Origin of the sequence: Pseudorhodoferax sp. Leaf267 (genome assembly GCF_001422405.1) — a bacterium.
Lineage (GTDB): Bacteria > Pseudomonadota > Gammaproteobacteria > Burkholderiales > Burkholderiaceae_C > Pseudorhodoferax.
This window is the reverse complement of the sequence record NZ_LMMV01000002.1, coordinates 251,089-272,159: the sequence shown is the minus strand read 5'-3', so window position 1 is coordinate 272,159 and position 21,071 is coordinate 251,089. Positions and strand designations below refer to the sequence as shown.

The window sequence follows — 21,071 nt, the reverse complement described above, 5'->3', positions numbered from 1 at the left end:
AATCTATGCAGCTACTACCTTCTCAATAGCTCGACTGCGACAAGCTCGCCCGATCGTCGAAGCAAACGGTCGGCATTCTGGACAGCGATGGGTCTTAGCTGAACTAGGATCGCGCCCATGGATCTGCCCAACCGCCTGGCTGTTCGGTCCTCCGGCGACAGCCAACGCTTGCGGCTTTCCATGCCCAGGGGGCACCACTGCACGCTGTGGGTGGCTACCACGCTGTTGTGGGTCACCGCGCCAGCCGGCGCGGGCGAGGCGACGGACCCCACGGCCCCGCACCGCGCGCTGACACCACTGCGCTTCGAAAGCGTCGGCGCCGATGCCATCCCGCGCGATGTCGTGAGCGCCATCGCGCAGGATCGTCACGGTTTCCTGTGGGTCGGCACCGGCGACGGGCTGGTGCGCTACGACGGCTACCGCTTCCGTCCGCTGGAGCGGTCCACGCCGGACGCGACCAGGCGCAGCCTGGGCTGGGTGGCGGTGATGTGCGCCACCGCCGACGGCCGCCTGTGGCTGGCGCCGGAGTCCGGCGGCGTCGCGCTGTACGACCCGCGCACCGAGCAGGTCGTCGACGTGCCCGCATGGCAGGACGGCGAGGCGCGGCCGGGCGTGCTGGCCATGCTCGAGGCCGACGACGGTGGGCTGTGGGTCGGCACCGAGGGACAGGGCCTGCTGCACCTGGACGCGCAAGGCCTGCGCCAGCCGCTGGCGGGTGCCGAGGCCCTGGACAACGCTCACGTGCAGGCGCTCGCGCCTGATGGCCAGGGCGGTCTGTGGATCGGCACCTGGGCCGGGCTCTGGCGCTACACGCCGGGCGCCGGCGGCTTGACGCGCGTGGTGGCCGCCGCTCGCCTGGGCGACGAGGCCATCGACCTGGACCGCCGTGCCGTCCATGCCTTGCTGCGCACGGGCGATGGGCGGCTGTGGATCGGCACCCGCCAGGGCGAGCTGCTGCGCGTTGATGCCTCGGGGGAGTCCCCTGCCCGCCTGGTAGCACGGAACGACGCCTTGCCCGGCGGCACCGGCGCCATCCGTTCCATGGTCGAGGTCGACGGCGAGCTGTGGGTCGCGCGCGATACCGGCATCGACCGCCGCGACCTGGCTGAGGGCGCCCTGAAGGCCCGCCTGCAGCACGACCCGCGGCGCCCGGGTGGCCTGGCCGGCAACGAGATCTTCGCGATGCTGCGCGACCAGGCCGGCGCGGTCTGGGTCGGCGGGCCGGGCGGCGGCCTGCAGCGGCACGACCCGCGCCAGCGCGGCATCTGGGTGCGCGGCGCCGACACGGCGGCCGGCAGCGCGCTGTCCGATCCGGACGTGCGCAGCCTGCTGCGGCTGGCCGATGGCCGGCTCTGGGCCGCGACGCGCCGCGGCGGCGTGGCGATCCTGGACGCGTCCCTGCAGGTGCGCGGCACCGTGCGGTGGCCGCCCGGGGAGGCAGCGCCGCTGGTCGACGCGATGGCGCAGGACGCCCAAGGCGCGGTGTGGGTGGCTGGCAGCACCCAGCTGGTCGCGCTCGATCCGCAAGGCCAGGTCCGGGAACGGCAGGCCCTGCCCTCACCGGTGCGGGCCTTGCTCGCGGGCCGCGACGGCAACCTCTGGATCGCAACGCGCAACGGGCTCTACCGCCGCCCGCCAGCGGCCCGTGCCTCGGGCAGCCCGCTGCTGCGCGTCGCCCTGGCCCCCGAGGCCGCTTGGACGGACGCGAACGGCGAAGCGGCGTCGGCCCCCGGCAGCGAGGCGGCCCGCGTGCTGGGCGGCGATGTCTACGCGCTGGCCGAGGACGAGGACGGCACCCTGTGGGTGGGCACGGCGCAGGGCCTGTACTGGCGCCCGCCTGGCGACGACCGGCTGCGGCCCATGCGCTCGCCGCCAGACGAAGGCCTGGCCAGCCAGGCGGTGATCGGCCTGCTCGTCGACCGGGGGGGACGGCTGTGGGTGGACACCGCCGTCGCCGGGCTGCACCGGCTGCTCGCACGCGATGGCCCGGTGGCCCGCTTCGACCGCATCAGCCTGCGCCTGGGCCAGGCCGGCCGGCCGTTCGGCGCCAACCTGATGCAGGACGGCCAGGGGCGCATCTGGACCCACATGCACCTCTACGACCCCGCCGCCGACCGGATGCAGGCGCTGACGCCGGCCGACGGCGTGCGCTTCGGTACTGGCTGGTTCGGCGCGTACGCGCAGCTGGGCGGCGATCGCCTGCTGTTCGGCGGCACCAAGGGCCTGCTGGTCATCGACGCCCGCCAGGTGGATGCGGCGAGCCACGTGCCGCCGTTGCGGCTGGCGGAGCTGCGCGTGGACGGCCAGCGCACGGCGGCGTGGCGGCCCGGGCAGCCGCTGACCCTGCCGCCCTCGGTGCGCAGCGTGACGGCCGAGGCGGCCGCGCTGCACTACGGCGATCCGCGCCGGGTGCACTACACCTGGCGCCTGCAGGGCTACGAGACGGCCTGGGTCCAGGGTGGCGAAGGCCAGCGCACCGCCAGCTACGGCCACCTGCCGCCCGGCCGGTACACGCTGCAGATGCGCGCGGCCGACCGCGCGGGTCCGTGGCAGTCCGAGGAGTTGAACCTGGCGGTCCATGTGCTGCCCGCGTGGTGGCAGACCTGGTGGAGCCGCCTGCTCGCGGTGGGGCTGGCCGGGTCCGCCATCTGGGCCCTGGTGCAGTGGCGCACGCGGCGCCTGCGCGCCGACCAGGCGCGGCTCGAAGCCCTGGTGCGTGCGCGCACCCGCGAGATCGAGGCCACGGCCCGCGCGCTGGAGCAGTCCAGCCTCACCGATCCGCTGACCGGCCTGCGCAACCGCCGCTACCTGTCGCAGCACCTGGAGCCGGAGGTCAAGCTGGTCGAGCGCCGCATCGCCGACCGCCAGCAGCGCGGGCAGCCGCCGCTGGAGGGTGACGACCTGATCTTTTTCGTGATCGACATCGACCACTTCAAGGAGATCAACGACCGGCACGGCCATGCCGCCGGCGATGCGGTGCTGGTCGATGTGGCCCGGCGCCTGCGTGCGGTGTTCCGCGAGTCCGATCACCTGGTGCGCTGGGGCGGCGAGGAGTTCCTGGTCGTGGCCCGGGGCACATCGCGCCGCGAGGCGGCGGCGCTGGCCGAACGCGTGCGCCAGGAGATCGGCGGGACGCCGTTCGACCTGGGCACCGGCGCCACGCTGCGGCGGACCTGCTCGGTGGGGTTTGCCGCGTTCCCGCTCGCGATGGCGGTGCCGCGGGCGCTGGCCTGGATGGACACCGTCGCCCTGGCCGACCGCGCGCTCTACGTCGCCAAACACAGCGGGCGCAACGGCTGGATCGGGCTGGTGGACTCGCGGGCCCGTGATGCCGGTGCGCTCCAAGCCCAGGCCGGCCGCTCCATCGCCGCCTGGGCAGACGATGGCGACCTGGTGGTCAGCGCATCGATGCCCGCCGAGGCCTGGCGTGCGGCCGCAAGTTTTGCTGGCACGCCCTACTCTTTCTGATTCGTGGAGGAGCACGATGGGAAACTGACTGACCCGTTTGCGCCCGTGCCGACATCGACCCTTCAACCGGGACGTCAGTTGTGCAGCGGCGGACTAAGCCGCTCGCGCGGCAGGCGCTCCGCGCGACGCCTGGGTGTGAGGTTGCCCTCGGATCCTGGAGTGCATAGCCCCAGCCCGGAGAATGCCGGGACGGGAGCATGAATTGAACGAGAAGCAAACGAGAGCGAAGTACACGCTGGAGTTCAAGCAGGAGGCCGTGCGGCAGGTCAAGGCCGGGCGCGCCGCTTCGGCCGTGGCCGCGACGCTGGGCATGCCCAAGGCGAGCCTGACGAACTGGGTGCGGGCCGATGCGAAGGGCCAGTTGGCGCTGACGCCAGAAGGCAAGACCACGACGCCGACGGTCACGCCTGAGCAGGCGGAGATCGCGCGGCTGAAGGCGCAGGTGGCCCGGCTGACGATGGAGCGCGACATCGCAAAAAAAGCCGCGGCGTACTTTGCGCAGGACGTGCTGCAAGGTACGCCTGGATTTTCTCGATGAAGGGGCGCTGGCCGATCACGCTGATGTGCCAGGTGCTGCAGGTCAGCGCCAGCGGATATTTCCGCTGGGATGCTTCCACGCGAGATCCCAAGCACGGCGGATGCCGGCGGCACAGCGACGACGCCTTGCTGGTCCACATCCGAGCCATCCACGAGCAGTTGCGCGGCGAGTACGGCTGGCCGCGCATGCACCGTGAGCTGCTGGCCCGCGGCCTGCGCGTGGGCAAGGAGCGGGTACGCCGGTTGATGCAGCGCCACGGCATTCGGGCCAAGGGCAAACGCAAGTTCGTGGTGACCACCGACAGCGCACACCGTTTGCCAGTGGCCCCGGACCTGGTGCAGCGTCGTTTCACGCCGGCAGCGCCCAACATGGTGTGGAGCGGCGACATCACCTACATCGCCACCGACGAGGGCTGGCTGTACCTGGCCGCCGTACTGGACCTGCACAGCCGCCAGGTGGTGGGCTGGAGCCTGCAGGCGCACATGCAGACCTCGCTGGTCAAGGACGCGCTGCTGATGGCCTGCTTTCGGCGCAGGCCGGCTGCGGGCCTGATCTTTCATAGCGACAGAGGCAGCCAGTATTGCAGCCAGGACTTCCAGGACACCCTGAAGGCCTGGGGCATGCGCAGCTCGATGTCTCGCAAGGGCAACTGCTGGGACAACGCCCCCACCGAAAGCCTGTGGGGACGGCTGAAGACGGCCTGCGTTCACGGCCAGCGGTTTGCCACGCGCCATGGACTGGATCGCCTTCTACAACCACTCGCGGCTACATTCGGCGCTGGGCTACCTCAGCCCGATGCAGTTCGAACAACGCTGGTTGGCGGCGCAGCGCAAATCTGCCGCTTGAAGATCGGGCTACGCACTCCGGTTTTCAGGGGCAACCTCAGTGCTTGATTCCCGCGTTGCTGCCACCGTCGATCTCGAGGCAATCCCGCCTCGCTCATCGACGGAGCTGCAACCATGGACACTATCATTCCTACGGTCACGCCATTGCGCCAGCGCATGCTCGAAGACATGCGCATCCGCAAGCTGGATCCGCGCACGCAGGTGGCCTACATCCGGGCCGTGCGCAAGCTAGCCGCCTACCTGCACCGCTCGCCGGACACGGCCAGCGTGGAAGACCTGCGCAACTTCCAACTCCACCTGGTGGATGCGGGCACTTCGCCCATGACGCTGAACGCCACGCAGACCGGCCTGCGCTTCTTCTTCGACGTCACGCTGCAGCGCGTGGACCTGATGGCCCGCATGCATCCGGTCAAGCTGCCGCACAAGGTGCCCGTTGTGCTCAGCGTGCAGGAGACCACGCGCCTGATCGCCGCTGCTACCAACGTCAAGCACCAGGCCGCGCTGTCGGTGGCCTATGGCTGTTGGCGCCGACGCAAAACTGACCATCTGGGGGTCAAGATTGAATCGGCGCCGACAGGATGAGGAATGAAAAGAAACGACCCATGCGCGACTTGAACCACGACTTCAAGCTGCTGTGTCAACGCAACTGGGACGGTTCGATGACCATGGCGGCCTACAACCTCACGCGCTTGCGCACCTCGACACAGGTGCGTCCGCCATACGTTTGAGCAGCGACAAATGCGTCGAAAACACCAATTTGGGGCTGCAGAAGTACCGTGCTGGCGACTGCCTGACGGCCCAAACCAATTCTCTGGGTCACATGACCACACTGGACCGATCTCCAAGATCCGCAGGCACGGTCATCGACGGTATTTCAACGGCCTGTTAGTGCAGGCGTCGGCGTCCGCGCATGTGATAGACAACGGCATCCCCACCGCCGGCATGCTGGCCCAGGTCGTGCACATCTGCGGTTGGGTCCTTCGAGAGCGTTGCGAGCGCAATCGTGAGGTCGGCGGTCTGCCCGATCCGATGCTGTCCAAGTTCAGCAGTTAGGGTACGTCAACCCTTTTCACCAAGTTGGTATCAATAAGATACTGTATGGACGACCGCTGACATTCGGCGTAAAACCGCTACTCCCACAAGGAGTGACCATGCTAAGACCGAATTTTCTTTGCGTATTAGCGACAACCCTGATCATCTGGGCATCCGGCTGCAAAGCAACGACCGCGCTTGGACAGAACTTGCTTCAGGAGGACCCAATAAGCTGCGCACGCATGGGAGCAAATCTACTAGGTTCACCCCTGTGTCAATATGACTTAGGTGCATATCAAGTTGCGCGCGCTGCTCTTGCGGTAGAGATGCTCTCGGCCGCCATGTCCTCTGCAGGACTTACCGCTAGTACGAAAAGCATTCAGCGCGATCTGTTCCGTGATATTGCGAAATTTGGAATTCACAGTGCAGTAGTTGGACCTGCAATGGGAATGGTCGATCTGAGCTCACTTTCCAACTCACCGTTTGGGGAACGAAGCGAAAAGGTTAAATCTCAGGCGCTGCTGGCAATCGAGTATCTGAGTCCAGGGATGGTCGAAAAGCTAAATCTCGGCACCACAAAAGAGATTCTAGAGTTTGCGGGTGTAACACGTTTGAATGGACCAGCTGATTTCTCCAGCTATATGTCGCAGCTATCTGGGAAATCTATTGGACTTGACGATTTTAGGTTATTCTCGGCACCGTCAGGAAGTCAATCAGTATTCTCGAAGAAACCAATACCTGCCGATGCATTTGGTCCTGGGGTACCGAGAAATGCTGCATCCGATTTCAAGATGCCAGCAGACATTTCGGGGGCTAGCAACAACCCTATTCCTTTGGCAATGGCTTTAGTGGGAACCGCAGCTATCGCTCGAGCACAAGAGACGACATTAATACCTAGCAAAAAATCGCAAGGCGGGGTAGGAGTTTTAGAGAGCACGCCTTTCAGCGGTGCCTTTTGCCCCCTCTGTCAAGTTCCAGTGAGCTTCCAAAGGATGCCAGAGTCGATGTTTCCTGGAGGAGTACCCATTGGATTCGCTGAGCAACAATTACCTCCATCGAAGAACCAAGATTTCCCACTAAATAATGGAATGCAATTGATGCAGGCCGAGCGAGGCGCCAGAAGAACATCGATTTCCAGCCAAGAAAATCTTGCAGCCGCAAAAGCGGTCGCGGCCTCAACCTCCTCGTCAATGTTAGCTGGTAATGATCTAGTCTGCACATCCGGGTGTGCCACGAAGGAAACCATTAGGACAGTTGGAATGTTAGGCTATGACACTAAAGAATTAGCGACTTCAAAGAACTCGCAGGAGTTTAGTGATAATTTGGACCTATTGTTCGATAATTACAGAAATAATATGTCTGGTGAAAAAATGTCGAAATGCGTAGACTCGTGCTTAAAAGACGGTTTCATTGGGGGGAAACCAGAGAAGTCCGAGGATGATGGGCAAGCGGAAGGGACAGGCTCAGGCAACGTACCAGAAGATGACAAAGAAGGCGGTGTTGGAGGAGAAAAACCAGACCAACCAAAACCTGCGGGCGGTGCGGGAACTTCATCTGAGGGCGTGGGGAGCAAGACCGTTTTAGACGGTAACCAAAGCAGTACTGAAGTTTCGACCACGGCTGCGCCAGAAGGCTTAGCTCCTGGCTCTGGACCTCCCCGCCTACCAATAGCTCCCGAATGCGCTAACGCACGTTGCGGATGCGAGGTTTCTTCTTCGGGATTTATTGGCCGCTGTGGGGGTGGCCTAAACGATCCCATGGGGTCGGCAACAAGCTTCGATGCGAACCGCTCTAACTTCTACTTCTCAATAGACCCAAATCTTCCGACGAGCGCGGAACTCTATCATTCGAGTGCATCGACGCCAACTCCAAAACCATTTCAATATCCAGATCAAAGTGTGCCAGCGTATTCTGCAATACCTCCTGGAGTACAGAAATGATCCGCTCGATCTGTGCGAGATTTGAGTATGGCCTGGCAGGACTTTTTTCGCTTATTTTCATGCCATTTTCTGTGAATGCTCAGGTTGATGCGATGGCGAGACTCGCATCTTCCATGCATGAAGCAGCAATTGGAAAGCAAGAAGAAGTTCTTGATGCCGCTTTTAAGAAGCTCGATCTTGGGAAAATATTTGATATTTTCACAGACCAGATAGAGGTCATGACCGAGCTCAGCGCCGACGATCTAAAGATATCAACAATCGAAGTTAAAAAGGTCGATTTCTATCAAGAGCAGTGGATCGATGTAATTTGCAGATCGCTTCTGAGGGAGTCTTCGCCCTTCGGGGACGAACAGTATCCGATAATTATTTTAAGCATTCCGATAGTATTTCAAGAGAAGTTTCAAGAAACATCTTGGAAGAAAATTGTAGAAGAATGCCCAAAGGTTATCTTTGGACCAAGACAACCAATAGTATTTCCTCTCGGCATTTTTTCGTTTGTCGCGCTTCAAGCCAAAGCTGAGATGCTTCCAAACTGGTTACCCCCATCGTATATTACTGCCGCAAGCTTGGTTGGCCAACCCTGCTCGCCCCCATGGAAAATCAACTCAAAGAACATATCCAAAAAGTCGTGTGTTGCACTGAAAGTGCAGCCCAGCCAAGAGGAATTTGAGAAGAAGCTGGATAATTTTGATTCTAACGACTGCCTGATGAGAGACAATGACAGCAATCTAATTCTAGGGACAAATGTCTACGCAACAATTAATCAGTATAAAAAAGAAAACCTTCCAGGCCCTATTTCTGGCAATGATACATTTTCTTATTCAAGTTGCTTTTTGCAGCCAAACCAAATCGTTAATTGGGCGGATATCGACATGGGGATCCGAGATTTAGATGTCGAAATCGCTACTTTAGGTGATACAAAATCTAGCCATCCAAGAAGATTTTCTCGATACCTGTGCTCCATTCTAAGATCTGATCAAATGGTGCAAAATTATGATGAGCAGATCCAACGCTGCAGTCTCGCTTCGCGAGTTTCAATTTATTCCGATATATTATCCATTCCTTACAACGAGAATAGGCTGCTACTAGTGTCGACAGACTACTATGTGCGCAGCATTCGAACTAATACACTTCTACAGAAACTCACCCCACTTTACATGCCACCCCCTCCGCCAGGGCGAACTTGGGATAGCTTTATTCCATCCTATTCCGCGTCACACGCAGTCGCTTCGTCGCCTTTCGGATACGTCGCATGGGTGGTCATGGATCCGAGAGCGTTCGAGAGCGCCAAGGTTAAAGAGTATTTCGAGTATGTCAGGAAAGGCCCGCTAAAGAGCGGCTATCATGGAACGTTGGCTTTTTTTTCGGACATCCATAGGTTGAGATATTACGACTAGGCTTTCGGTATTCTTATGTTTCGCGTTTAATCAAAGGGCTGCCCCCCGGGGATGGAGAAATCAGGTCGGGGCGCCAATCCAACCCACACTGGTTGAGCGAGGCTGCGCAGGCTCACAGCGCAACCGAGACTTTGTCATCGTAGATCTGTTGTCTACAGCTAACCGAGATCTGTATAAACCCGCTCCAGATGTGCTCGACAAGTTTTCCTTAATTGAGCTATTTCTCGCCCGTTGCGGTGTAGGGTACAACTTCCGATCCATCATGCTGCTGGCCACCTTCCATAACAGCAACCACTACGCCTCAGTCGTCCATGATCCTTCGCCGACGAGATGCTCGCTTCGCGCGTAGGCCGCCACAACCTTACTGCGCTCCGCATGGTCCAACTGCGTCTCCAGCGCCGCCGCTGACCAGCCCCGCTCAGACAACAGGCTACGCGCCGAGGCCCGCAGTCCATGGTGGCTTTGCTTTCCTTCGTAGCCCATCCTCTTGAACAACAAGTTCAAGGTGTTTTCGCTCATGATGCTGTCGGCAGCGTGGTTGCTTGGAAACAGCCACTGCACACGCTCCCCATTGAGCGCACGCAGTTCGGCAAGCACCGACAAAGCCTGAGCGGACAGTGGCACCGTGTGGGCTTGCAGGTGCTTGCCCTCCTTCATGTTTGCGGCCGGAATCCGCCACTCCTTGGCCTCAAGGTCGAAGTGTTCCCAGCGCGCCGTGCGCAGCTCAACGGGTCTGGTCCACGTCAGCACTGCAAGGCGGGCCGCCAGCCTGGTCATCGGCTGACAGTTCTCGTAGGTCAGCAGGTTGCGCAGGAACTCGCCGAACTCGCGCCGCGTCGTCAACGCCGGCCGGTGCTTGACCCGCGGAACCTCCAAGGCGCCACGCAGGTCGCCCGCCAGGTTGCGGTCGGCGCGGTCCGTGGCAGACGGCGCCGTGGCGCTGGACAACAACCACCTGGAACGGCAAATCAAGCCGTGGGCGATGGGACGCCGCGCCTGGCAGTTCGTGGGCAGTGAACTTGCAGGTCAACGGGCCGCCATCATCATGAGCTTGGTTCAGTCGGCACGGATCAACGGGCATGATCCCTGGGCCTACCTGCGTGATGTGCTGCAGCGTCTGCCTGCACTGCCCAACTCCCAACTCGCCGAGCTGCTGCCGCATCGCTGGACATCAGTGCAGTCCTGAGCGCTGATCGCCGTCAAGATGGGGCGGCCAGCCGCTCACCCTCGTCGGACTATTACGTTCGATCAGCACGTCAGGCCTGGACAACTTTAGCGACCGCCGCGGCCGCGAAGGGTCCGGTTCCGAACAATCGAAGAAAATCGCAGTCGGTCTACGCCTGACGCGCCTGGCCGGAAAGCGCGGGAGCTGCCGCCGGCCCCCTGTCAGCCGCGCCCACACACCGGAGCTCACGGGCCCGCGTTCGCTGCGAGCTGCGAATACGGCTTGCCGAGTAGGGCCAAGGTCAGCGCCTCCTCCATCCGAGCCCGGAGCTTGCCAATTTCTAACTTCTCGCGGATGTGCCCATCCCGAAGCACGGCGAGTTCCTTCACTGCCTCTGTTTGCTCTTCGACAGTGATGTCCAAGAACGGCAGCTCGCGCAGCTGGACCGGGAAGATGTTGGTGTTGTTGCCCAAACCCTTCTTCTCGCCGTAGACCGCGTGCTGGAAATACTTCGACATGAAGTAGAACCGAGCGAACGATGGGAGGCATCGCTTCTGGTCGAAGCGGACGCGCATGGTGAAGTCGGAGCAGACGCCCTCTACGCCGGCCGGCACTAGCGCGACCTTTCCGATGGTGCCTTCGCCCGAGCGGGCCATCAGCAGGTCGTCGGCCCTGACGGATTTGTTGGCGTTAGAGTAGAAGTAGGCGTCGGCGACGCCGTTGGCTGCCGAGGAATCGAACTCCCACGACTTGATTGTGGCCATCGACAGGTAGAGCCGCTTGCCGTCCTCATCGTAGTCGCTTGGCGAAACGCCCGCGCCCAAGACGATCTCCTCCGAGAGGAAATCGCCCGTGCGCCTGTGCGGCAGGGCCTTAAGCGCCCCCAAGGCGAACTCGACGCTGGGGGCGTGGAATTTGAAGCTGAACCGCAGGTCGGGATTGGCCGCGACCCGTGAAACTTGCAAGCCGCGCTGGCGGCGCTCCATCTCAGCCTCAAGCTTCGAGACGCTCAAACCGAAACGCCGCTCGAAGAAGCTATCGACCAAGTCCAACTCGCTGCCAATCGCCCTCTGCAGGCCCTCGCACTTCGCTGACAACACGTCCAGGACCGAGATCAAAGCGTCCTGCTCGCCCGGCGTGGGCAGAGGGACTTGGAGGCTGAGGATGTCCTCAGGCGCGATGCGGGGATGCTGCTTGCCGGCCATGAATGCCGCAGACATCTTGGAGTAGTGGCTGCTTTGGAGGAGGTAGCCGAGCAGGCGCGGCCGCAGCCGCTCAGGGTCGACCTTCAACGGAACCCATTCGGTTGTGCCCATCCCTTCGGGAAACGCGTTGTGGATAGTCTTCCCAAGATAGGGTCGCAGTTTGGAGGTCAGGACGTCACAGTCCCCAAAGAGCAGGCGGTTAGATCCTATGGACGAGACCTCCACGACGTCGAACACGGCACCCCAAGGCCCCACATTCTCCAAGTCCACCAGCTGGGCCGGCTCCACCAAGTCGCCCTTCTTGACCACCCGCGCCGTTGAGTCGATTGAAAGGTCGCGGATGCTTACGCGGGGGTATGCACTTCCAGGCACGAGGGCAAGCGGCTCGGGGTGGGTCGCAAATCGCCTGAGCATCGGCGCGCTGAGCCTGAGTCCCGAGCTGGCGCACGCGTCCAGATACCTCGCCGAGCTAAAAGCGGCGCTCACTTCCACATCCTCCTCGCCCGTATGGCGTCTAGGATCGTCGCCGGCTGCGAAGGGTCGAGGAGGATCTCGGCGCTGCGCAGGTGCGACATGGCCGGCAGCTCGAAGACGGCGCGCAGCTCGGGGTCCGTCCGATCCCTATGGGCCGCCTTCAACGCGCCAGCGCCGTCATAGCACCTGTTGAGGACCGCCTCGACGCGGGCGCGCTCCAACACAAGCTCCGCGAGCTTGGTTTCGAGGGCCAGCGCCAGGGCGGTGGCCTTCTCGTCGGGGGCGTCGGAGGAGTCGGCCAGCTTCCTGCGAGCTTTGGCCGCGTTGCCGCGCTGCTCGACGTCCTTAATGACTTTCGCGTAGTTTGCGTCAACGGCCCCGGGATCTACGCTTGACGGGGCGACCTCCAGGGAGAACAGCTCGTTGGGCTGGGTGATCTCTCCGCGCTTGGATCGCTTGTAGCCGATGTGCGTGGCCTCGGCCAGGAACATCTCCGTGTTCTGCTCCAAAGAGGGGTCCCCGCTATTCTCGGCTTCGAGTTGCGACTGCACCAGCATCTCCCGCATCACCCAGTTCCAATTCACCCGACCGAAGACTTCCGCTGCGTCCGTGTCAGCCTCAAGCGCTAGGTCGAGCGCGCGCCTCTTGCGCCGCAGCAGCTCGGGGATCGGAAGGGCTTTCTCCTCGGCAGTCAGCGCCTCGCCCAGCAGCTCCGCGACGTCGACGCGGACGCTTGCGTCGTTCGCCGCCTTGACGGATGGAAGGCTTGATCGGGGCGCGCCGTCCAAATGCACTTTGAAGTGATTCTCGACGCGGCGGGAGAGCTTGCCGTAGCGCGAAGACTGCGCGGCCCACAGGTCTCGCCAACGCGCCACTTCGTCCTCAAACTTCTTCTGCGCGAACAATATGCTCGTCTTCGTGCTCGTGTAGGGCGCAAACGCCACCTGCGGCAGGCTCACCACTGCCCGGACATGGAAGAACTGGAAGATGAAGAGCCGTATATATTTGTTCTCGGTTGTGTCGAAGACGCTCTCCGGCAGAACGATCGCCATGCGGCCACCTTCCTTGAGTAACTGCCAATAGCGCTCGATGAAGAGGTTCTCTGAGTTCTTCTTGGTGCCGAACAGGAAGCTGCGGGCCAGCGTCTTCTTGGTGTCGTCATCGAGGTCCACACTAAAAGGCGGATTGCTGACGATCACATGGAATTGGCCGTTAACGTCCTTCTTTCCATACGCGTCGTTGGGCGTGCGCACCGCGAGCGCGTTAGGCGAGCCCGCCGCCGGAGGGTGCTCATAGGCCGAGAAGGGCTTAAGGCCGTCTTTGTGAAAGATGTTGGTGGAGCCGTCTCCGTGCAGGATCATGTTGACCTTGGCCGCGGTCGCGAGGTCAAAGTTGTGCTCGATGCCATAGAGGAACTCGCGCGCCCAGCGATGCGAGCGGTGTTCCGGCATGAACATTGACTCGTATGTGTCCTGCACCTGCCTGGCCCTCTTGAGCTTACCCTTTTGGCGACCTTTGATTTCGGAGGTGACCATTTTCATCGCCTCGATCAGGAAGGTCGCGCTGCCGCATGAGGGGTCGATGATCATGGGCAATTTCTGCTGGTTGTTGACCATTTCGACCGCGAGGTCGTCGAGCCCCACCGCGTAGAGCATGAACCTAACCACGTTCACAGGAGTGAAAAACTGGCCCTTGGACTGCTTGAAGCCGTCGCGCTGAATCTGCTCGAAGAAGTCGCCCAGCAGGTCGCGTCCGTTCAGCGAGTTTTTGCCATCGACGAACGAGTATTTCTCGATCTGCGCAACAGCAAAGGCCAGTTTCGCCAACGGGAACTTCTCACGGTTGACGATCTGCTGCTCGGCGAGGTCCCCTTGCTTCCCTAGTTGCTTGGCCAGCGCTACACGGTAGACGCCGTTGAGCCGCTCGTAAATGGCCTCTGGGCTCTCCACGGAATCGCCGTGCTGAAACACCTGGAAGCGGTAGGACTCGTCGTCCGGCGTGTCGTATTCGTCCTGGATCTTCGCCAGGATGATGTTGACTAGCGAGGTGAATACCTCCGTGTCGCCGGTGCTGCCGCCTCCCCACAGGACGTTGTGCAGGCTCGTGGCCAGAGTCTTCACCTCGCTGGGAGAAAACTCGCTGATCAAGTCGCGCGCTCCCTTACGGACATAGGGAGGCTTCTTGGGCCTGGCGTATTTCTCGCTCAGCGAGTCCGACACCGACGGCATGCCAGCTTGGAACCACGAGTCGTAGGTCGAATATTTTTCATAGTCGATCACGGTGGCCCGGTCTCGTAGGGTTCCGCCAATCTCCTCGACCGTGTAGTAGACAAGGAACTTAGGCTTCTTGCCCGTCTTGCTCTGATGGAGGGCCGCGACCGAGAACAGCTGCCGGTCGATGAGAATCTTGTCCCGCTCGTATTTCTCGGGAGCCTTGACCTCGACGAAGTAAAAGGGGGTCCCGTCCTCTTGCTCAAGAATCGCATCGATGCGGACGGAATTCTCCGAGGTGCCAGCCTTCCCGCGCCCCGCGAGGTATGTGGTTTCAAGCTTGATGCAGGACGGCTTGTAGCCGAGCTTGTGGGCGAGCCGGTTCACCATCCACGCGCGCGCAAGCTCCTCATCGCCGAGAACCTCGATCTCGCGGCCCTTCTCGATGGCGTCCGAGTAGCGAACGCTGGACTTTGCCAGATTCACCGACACGCACGGAGCAACCGAAGCTGCGATGTCGTCGGCTGCGAGTTCCTTCCAAGTCTTCAGCGGGTTGCCGGCTGAACGGTCCTCGGCGAGGTGAGCGACTATCCCCTTGATCTCCTCGCTGCTGGGAACCTCTGCGACCTGGTCGCCCTCCGATGCGGCCGCGGTGCCGGACGCCGGGCTGGCGGCCTTCATGGAGGCGCTCGTGTCATTCTTGCTGCTTCGTGCCATTTGTGTGGTTAGGTCGGCGTCCTGCGCCTCTTTGCGTTTGGATGGAGAGAAGGGCCTATGCCAAGCGCGTATTGAACGCGTCGTGTCCCTCGCCCGTGCATTTCTGGACTTCTTTGAATCGCTTCACTGCCTTTGCTCGTTGCCGTTTCCGCAACGTTCATCCATCCCTTCCCCGAGGGCTACGTGTCCAGACGGACGATCTGCCGGGATTCTCGCCCAAGCGCGAGGCGGGTTCGCTCCGTTGGCTTCCCTATCGCGAAAGAGATCCATCGACCTACTAATGTTGTGCGCGAAGTTGATCCGCCCGCCGCATGTGAGACTACCCGCTCCTTGACGAACCCACCGCCCCATGGGACTGATCGCAGGACTGCTCGGCCAATGGCTACCGGCGAGGCACGGCTTTTGGAGGGTCACATCGCCAGGTTCGACGCTGAAGCGATGAACCAGAAGGTGGCCGCACCACGAGGAGCTCAGCGTCCCGACGGCCCTGGTCATGGCGCATCCGGGCGTTCACCAGCGGCGGCGCGCGTCAAAGTAGTTGTCGCCTCAGCAAAGGTGCAAGCCACCAAGCTGTTCAGCACCTTCGTCTCCGTTGCCAGCCGTATTGGTCTGCGGACGACAGCTTCTGGAGCCGGCGGTCGTTCAGCTTACAGAGTCGACCGTCCGCAACCAGTCTAAGGACTAAACCGCTCGCTACAAGGACTTCCTCCGTCGTCAAGCTGCTTACTGGCCGTTTTTCCTGATCGACGGTTGTTGGACTACTCGTCCGTGGCCGTGCGGCAAGTGAAGGTGCGGGGCGACAGAGAACAGACTGCACATCTACAAACGGCCTTGTTGCGCTCGCGGCGCGGGCCCAGATACGAACCGCTCAGCCGGGCTCCATTCGCGGTACGGGGTTGGGCTCGATTGCTGCCCCGCACGGTTTACCGAGTTCGCCAGCTGCCGGTCTGACCTGTCAAATGCATCTTCGGTTGCACGTCTTGGCTGGATGAAGTAGCCGCGTTGAAACTTGTTGCGGAATTGACCCGATGGCTGCCGCTTTCAGGCTGCGCTGAGAGCGCAGATCGGCTGGGCGTCTACGGTCGCTGCCCCGGTCTGCTGCTTGGCCCGTGGCTTGATGCTGACGTTCTCGGAGTCGAAGCCCTTTTCGCGGGTCATGACCGCCCACAGGATGCGCGCGTTCTTGTTGGCCATTGCGACACAAGCCTTCTGCCAGCCGACCCGGGCCGTCAGCTGCGCCAACCACTGCGAGATCGGATCATCGCGTTTGTCGGCGCCCATGACTGCCGCCTTGGCTCCCTGGATCAGGAGCGTTCGCACATAGTCGTCGCCGCGTTTCGTGATGCGTCCCAGGCGGATCGCGCCGCCGCTTGACGACTGGCGTGGCACTACCCCCAGCCAGGCGCCGAACTGATGGCCACTCTTGAACTGCGTGAAGTCGCCCACGCCGGCTGTCAGCGCTGACGCGCCGAGTTCGCCGTTGCCAATGACCTTGGCTGCGCGCTTTGCCGCCGGGCTGGACCGCACGTGCTGGCCGACTTGGCGGTCGCACCATCGCATGTGGTCATCTAGTTCGCGCCAATGCTCGAAGGCGCGCTGCAGCACCAGACGCGCTGTCGTGCTGAGCTCGCTGCTGGCGTCTTCGATGATGTCGGTCAGGACGGCACGCAAGACCTTGGGGCTTTTGCCAAACACCAGACCGAACTCGCTCAGGACACCGCGGATCTGGTTAATGCAGGCCGTTCTCTCTTCCTTCAACCCCTCCCGCACCCGGTGCAGGCTCATCACGCCTTGCTGCTCGCAAGTCTTCACCGGAACGAAGCGCATGCTCGGTCGCGATGCCGCCTCGCAAATTGCCGCAGCATCGGTTGCGTCGTTCTTGCCGCCTTTGCCTTCCATGCGATACGGGGTGACGAAGTGGGCCGCGATCAGCCGCGGTTCCAACCCCTGCGCGCGCAGCTTGCGCGCCCAGTGATGGGCGTTTGAGCAAGCCTCCATCGCCACCACACAACCGGCGGGCAACTGCGTGCACCAGGCAAAGAACAGTTCGCGCTTGATCGCCCGGACTGCCACGCGCTGGCCCGCTGCATCCACCGCGTGAACTTGAATCACTTGCTTGGCCAGGTCAACGCCGACGCGCGCAATCCGTGCTCCTGTGATGTCGTCCATGGGATTCTCCTTTGCGGTTTCAGTTGAGGGTTGCGACGCAATCATGGTGCGCCGACACCAGCACGGGAAGTGGGAAGTCCCTTCGTATTCGCGGTAGGCGCTCCGCGCGACGCGTGGCCGCTTGATTCCCGCGTTGCTGCCACCGTCGATGTCGAGGCAATCCCGCATCGCTCATCGACGGAGCTGCAACCATGGACACGATCATTCCGGCGGTCACGCCGCTGCGCCAGCGCATGCTCGAAGACATGCGCATCCGCAAGCTGGATCCGCGCACGCAGGTGGCCTACATCCGGGCCGTGCGCAAGCTGGCGGCCTATCTGCACCGCTCGCCGGACACGGCCAGCGTGGAGGACTTGCGCAACTTCCAGCTCCATCTGGTCGACGCGGGCACCTCGCCCATGACGCTGAACGCCACGCAGACCGGCCTGCGTTTCTTCTTCGACGTCACGCTGCAGCGCGTGGACCTGATGGCCCGCATGCATCCGGTCAAGCTGCCGCACAAGGTGCCCGTGGTGCTCAGCGTGCAGGAGACCACACGCCTGATCGCCGCTGCTACCAACGTCAAGCACCAGGCCGCGCTGGCGGTGGCCTATGGCGCAGGCCTGCGCGCCAGCGAGGTCGTGCACCTGAAGGTCACCGACGTGGATGGCGAGCGCATGACGCTGCGGGTGGAGCAAGGCAAGGGCCGCAAGGACCGCTACGCCATGCTCAGCCCGGTGTTGCTGCAGCGCCTGCGCACCTGGTGGCGCGTTGCCAATGCCCAGGGCCGCATGCGGCCCGGTGGTTGGCTGTTCCCGGGCATGGACCCCACCGATCCGCTGACGCCGCGCCAGCTCAACCGCGCCATACACGCCGCCGCCGATGCTGCCGGCATCGACAAGCGCGTCTCCACACACACGCTGCGCCACGGGTTCGCAACCCACCTGCTGGAGCGCAAAGTGGACATCCGCGTGATCCAGGTGCTGCTGGGCCACAGGCGGCTTGAGACGGCAGCGATTTACACCCACGTGGCCACCGATCTGCTGCGCGAGGTGATCGGCCCACTGGAGCCGCTGCCGCCGTCCTGAGGTGCAGCCGTGGGACGGCCAGCCCTGGAGGTGGCCGATGTCTTCCACCAGCACGGTCCGGCCTGGCGTGCCGCCCAGCGCGGCCACCTGAGCCTGGGCCAGCTCAAGGTCATGTCGGCCATCGAACTGTGCCGCAGCGCGGCGCTGGGAGGACACGTGCTGCGCTGCGAAGGCTGCGGTACCGACCAAGTCTCGTACAACTCCTGCCGCAACCGGCACTGCCCCAAGTGCCAGAGCGCGGCGGCACAGCGCTGGCTCGATGCGCGCCAGGCCGATCTGCTGCCGGTGGAGTATTACCACGTGGTGTTCACGTTGCCGGCGCCCGTGGCGGACATCGCGTACCAGAACAAGGCCGTGCTCTATGGCCTGCTGTTCGACCTGGCCGCCGAGGTGCTGCTGACCATCGCCGCCGATCCGAAGCACCTGGGCGCCAGGATCGGGGCGACGCTGGTGCTGCACACCTGGGGCTCGGCGCTGACGCACCATCCGCACGTACACGGCATCGTGCCCGGCGGTGGGCTGGCCCCCGATGGCAAGACCTGGGTGGCGTGCCGGCCTGGCTTCTTCCTGCCGGTGCGGGTGCTGTCGCGCCTGTTCCGACGGCGCTTCCTTGAAGAGCTGTGGCGGCTGCACGCGGGCGGCAAGCTGCAGTTCTTCGGCGAGCAGGCCACCCTTGCCGACGCACCGGCCTTCAAGCGCTGGCTGGCACCGCTGCGCCGAGTCGAATGGGTGGTCTACGCCAAGCGTCCCTTCGCCGGGCCGCAGTCCGTGCTGGCCTACCTGTCGCGCTACACGCATCGGGTGGCGATCTCCAACAGCCGGCTGCTGGCGATGGACGAGCGCGGCGTGACGTTCCGCTGGAAGGATTACCGCACCAAGGGCCGCACGCGCCACAAGGCCATGACGCTGGATCCGGCGGAGTTCATGCGCCGCTTCCTGCTGCACGTGCTGCCCACCGGCCTGCATCGCATCCGGCACTACGGCCTGCTGGCCAACGGCTGCCGCACGGCCAGCCTTGCGTTGGCGCGCGAGCTGCTACAGGTCGTGCCAGAGCCGGTCGCGCTGGACAGCGACGCTGGCGCGTCGGACCGGCCGCAGCCCGCCACCTTCGTCTGCTGGCACTGCGGCAAACCGATGGGCATCGTGCAGGTCTTCATGCGCGGCTCGGCCATCCGCGCACCGCCGCCATGACCAGCGACAGCACGCACGGATCGCAACACGCGCTGATCGGCCAGTGGCCTGCACCGGCTGGGCCATCGTGCGCGTGGCAGCTGCGCCACCATCGTGGACCACTGTTGGCCGGCTGCAGCTGGCTCATCCGATCAGGCGGCGCCGTCATGGGCGGCGCCATGCGGCATGCGCAGACCCGCAGCCTGGCCGCCAGGACCAGTACCGCGTTGCTCAAATCCCCATAGCCCGCTGCGGCAAACGGCCGCAGCGATGCAATCCGCGGTTTCCTCCCTCGAGGCTTGTGCGACACCTGCCCTCAGGTCGTGGCTCATCCACGACCTGCGGCTTGCCGGGCAGGTATCTCACAACCCTAAACAGGAGCTGCGATTCACTGCCCCGTGTCGCTCGACGAATTCTGGCCTTCACCCGACCGATCGCAGAGCATTGTCTGAGCGCTGAGCGCATCAACGTGTGCGCCGGCGCTCCCGATGCGGAAGCTGACGGCTACGCGGCATCTGTCCTCCGAGACGATGCGACACCGCATACCCGTAGTGCGGCAATACACGGCGGTCGAGGATCGCGTCCTGCGCCGCGAGGTCGCCTCGCGATGGCCGCAGCCATTCATCCAGGTCCTCGGGCTGGATCGGGCAGATGCACCGGTCATGCCCCACGGCCGCCACCTCCGGCGGTGGGTCCTCCGTGATGAGGGCAAAGGACAGCAGGTGCGGCTGGCCCGGCCGCGACCACCGCGACCAGATGCACGCCGCCAACAGATCCTGCGGCTGGTCTGGCCGGAACTCCACCTGCACCGTGCCGGGCGCCTCGGCGGGCGGCCGGTTCTCGACGCGATGCCGCGGCACATGCTCGTAGAACGCGCTGAGGATGACCACCCCATGGTGGCTGCCGTACAGGTCGCGCCAGAAGCCCTTCAAGCTGTCCCGTCGCGCGTTGTAGCAGCCAGGGTACTCGGCGTCGAAGCTCTCCGGCATGTTCCAGGGCCGGCAGTGGTAGCGCATGGGTTTGAACACCCGTTGGCCGTTCTCCCACACCATGACCGGCACGAAGCTCCCCGGAAAGATGCGCGAATCGAGGGCCTCGAGCTCGGCCCGCTGGAAATGGTCGATGCGCTCCTGGAACGCCGCGATCTTCTTCAGTGCGATCCGTTTGCTCTCGGTCGCCGTCACCGTGATCTTCTTGGAAAGCTTCAGTTCCGCCGCGGCGAGCCGCTCGCGCTGCGCGGCTTGCTTCAACCGCAGATCCTCGATGAGCGCGGCAGCGTGCTGCGCGGTCATGGACTTGATCTCCCGACCTTCGTCGGTCTCCGGCGATGCAAAGGCCGACTCCACGGCGCGCGGGACCCGGATCCTGGGGTCGGCCAGCCGGCGCCAAAACAGGTCAAAAAAATCTTTGATGCTGAGGACCGCGCCGTACTCGCGCACGAAGCGCTGGTAGTCGGCTTTGATCTGAGCGCTGTAGCACATCGTCGTCGCACCCTTTCATCGATCACCCAAACACACATGGCCAAGCCACCGGCCCGCCATCTGCGCATCCGCCGCACAGGTGCCTGCCACCCGACAGACCGGCCCGAGACGCTGCCCGATTCTTGAGCATCGCGTCGCAGCCCACGCCCAGCGCCGATCCCGCGAGATGCTCATCGAGTTGTCCACAGAGTTG

11 protein-coding genes and 3 pseudogenes are annotated in these 21,071 nt (G+C 63.1%); 9 read left to right on the top strand and 5 right to left on the bottom strand.

The window, feature by feature from the left end; genetic code table 11:
• Nucleotides 1–117 precede the first annotated feature (117 nt).
• The 6 genes and pseudogenes from ASF43_RS07975 (at nt 118) to ASF43_RS30500 (ending at nt 9,220) form a co-directional block, all read left to right on the top strand.
• Nucleotides 118–3,468, top strand: a complete 3,351-nt coding sequence (locus ASF43_RS07975; protein WP_156373205.1) for a ligand-binding sensor domain-containing diguanylate cyclase — start codon at nt 118–120, stop codon at nt 3,466–3,468.
• A gap of 202 nt (nt 3,469–3,670) precedes the next feature.
• Nucleotides 3,671–4,852 (top strand): annotated as a pseudogene (locus ASF43_RS07965) (IS3 family transposase).
• Between the two features lie 113 nt (nt 4,853–4,965).
• Nucleotides 4,966–5,382: pseudogene (locus tag ASF43_RS07960) on the top strand (phage integrase N-terminal SAM-like domain-containing protein); the annotation flags it as partial.
• A gap of 71 nt (nt 5,383–5,453) precedes the next feature.
• On the top strand, nt 5,454–5,579 hold the full coding sequence (locus tag ASF43_RS32015) for a hypothetical protein (protein ID WP_255358099.1): 126 nt from the start codon (nt 5,454–5,456) through the stop codon (nt 5,577–5,579).
• Nucleotides 5,580–6,002: 423 nt separating this feature from the next.
• A complete protein-coding gene (locus ASF43_RS30505; RefSeq protein WP_156373204.1) occupies nt 6,003–7,823 on the top strand; it encodes a hypothetical protein in 1,821 nt (606 codons plus the stop codon).
• The gene (locus tag ASF43_RS30500) at nt 7,820–9,220 is read left to right on the top strand and encodes a hypothetical protein (RefSeq protein WP_156373203.1); all 1,401 of its coding nucleotides are present in this window, start codon (nt 7,820–7,822) and stop codon (nt 9,218–9,220) included. The genes ASF43_RS30505 and ASF43_RS30500 overlap by 4 nt, the downstream gene beginning before the upstream one ends.
• 294 nt (nt 9,221–9,514) lie before the next feature.
• Here ASF43_RS30500 and ASF43_RS07955 read toward each other — a convergent pair whose 3' ends face one another.
• A complete protein-coding gene (locus ASF43_RS07955; RefSeq protein ID WP_082497695.1) occupies nt 9,515–9,997 on the bottom strand; it encodes a site-specific integrase in 483 nt (160 codons plus the stop codon).
• Nucleotides 9,998–10,139: 142 nt separating this feature from the next.
• On the opposite strand from ASF43_RS07955, the pseudogene ASF43_RS07950 reads away from it, so the two are divergent.
• Nucleotides 10,140–10,406: pseudogene (locus tag ASF43_RS07950) on the top strand (transposase domain-containing protein); the annotation flags it as partial.
• Nucleotides 10,407–10,630: 224 nt separating this feature from the next.
• Here the strand turns inward: ASF43_RS07950 and ASF43_RS07945 are convergent.
• From ASF43_RS07945 to ASF43_RS07935, 3 genes are all read right to left on the bottom strand, one after another.
• Nucleotides 10,631–12,076: a hypothetical protein gene (locus ASF43_RS07945; RefSeq protein WP_156373201.1), complete on the bottom strand. Its 1,446-nt coding sequence runs from the start codon at nt 12,074–12,076 to the stop codon at nt 10,631–10,633.
• Nucleotides 12,073–14,955 (bottom strand): N-6 DNA methylase, encoded by a 2,883-nt coding sequence (locus ASF43_RS29750; protein ID WP_162241779.1) that lies wholly within the window; start codon nt 14,953–14,955, stop codon nt 12,073–12,075. The genes ASF43_RS07945 and ASF43_RS29750 overlap by 4 nt, the downstream gene beginning before the upstream one ends.
• 1,077 nt (nt 14,956–16,032) lie before the next feature.
• Nucleotides 16,033–17,160 carry an IS110 family transposase gene (locus tag ASF43_RS07935; RefSeq protein ID WP_056178669.1) on the bottom strand — a complete coding sequence of 376 codons (1,128 nt, stop codon included), beginning with the start codon at nt 17,158–17,160 and terminating at the stop codon, nt 16,033–16,035.
• Between the two features lie 191 nt (nt 17,161–17,351).
• On the opposite strand from ASF43_RS07935, the gene ASF43_RS07930 reads away from it, so the two are divergent.
• Together ASF43_RS07930 and ASF43_RS07925 are read left to right on the top strand one after the other, a co-directional pair.
• The gene (locus tag ASF43_RS07930; RefSeq protein ID WP_056178666.1) at nt 17,352–18,227 is read left to right on the top strand and encodes a site-specific integrase; all 876 of its coding nucleotides are present in this window, start codon (nt 17,352–17,354) and stop codon (nt 18,225–18,227) included.
• A 9-nt stretch (nt 18,228–18,236) separates the two neighbouring features.
• Complete coding sequence (locus tag ASF43_RS07925; protein WP_056178663.1) at nt 18,237–19,418, top strand: IS91 family transposase; 1,182 nt, start codon at nt 18,237–18,239, stop codon at nt 19,416–19,418.
• Nucleotides 19,419–19,861: 443 nt separating this feature from the next.
• Here ASF43_RS07925 and ASF43_RS07920 read toward each other — a convergent pair whose 3' ends face one another.
• A complete protein-coding gene (locus tag ASF43_RS07920) occupies nt 19,862–20,878 on the bottom strand; it encodes an SOS response-associated peptidase family protein (RefSeq protein WP_082497693.1) in 1,017 nt (338 codons plus the stop codon).
• Between the last annotated feature and the right edge of the window lie 193 nt (nt 20,879–21,071).

Coding starts and splice junctions, on each gene's coding strand:
- ASF43_RS07975 (WP_156373205.1), top strand. CDS start 118: ATGGATCTGCCCAACCGCCTGGCTGTTCGGTCCTCCGGCGACAGCCAA.
- ASF43_RS32015 (WP_255358099.1), top strand. CDS start 5,454: ATGCGCGACTTGAACCACGACTTCAAGCTGCTGTGTCAACGCAACTGG.
- ASF43_RS30505 (WP_156373204.1), top strand. CDS start 6,003: ATGCTAAGACCGAATTTTCTTTGCGTATTAGCGACAACCCTGATCATC.
- ASF43_RS30500 (WP_156373203.1), top strand. CDS start 7,820: ATGATCCGCTCGATCTGTGCGAGATTTGAGTATGGCCTGGCAGGACTT.
- ASF43_RS07955 (WP_082497695.1), bottom strand. CDS start 9,997: ATGACCAGGCTGGCGGCCCGCCTTGCAGTGCTGACGTGGACCAGACCC.
- ASF43_RS29750 (WP_162241779.1), bottom strand. CDS start 14,955: ATGAAGGCCGCCAGCCCGGCGTCCGGCACCGCGGCCGCATCGGAGGGC.
- ASF43_RS07935 (WP_056178669.1), bottom strand. CDS start 17,160: ATGGACGACATCACAGGAGCACGGATTGCGCGCGTCGGCGTTGACCTG.
- ASF43_RS07930 (WP_056178666.1), top strand. CDS start 17,352: ATGGACACGATCATTCCGGCGGTCACGCCGCTGCGCCAGCGCATGCTC.
- ASF43_RS07920 (WP_082497693.1), bottom strand. CDS start 20,878: ATGTGCTACAGCGCTCAGATCAAAGCCGACTACCAGCGCTTCGTGCGC.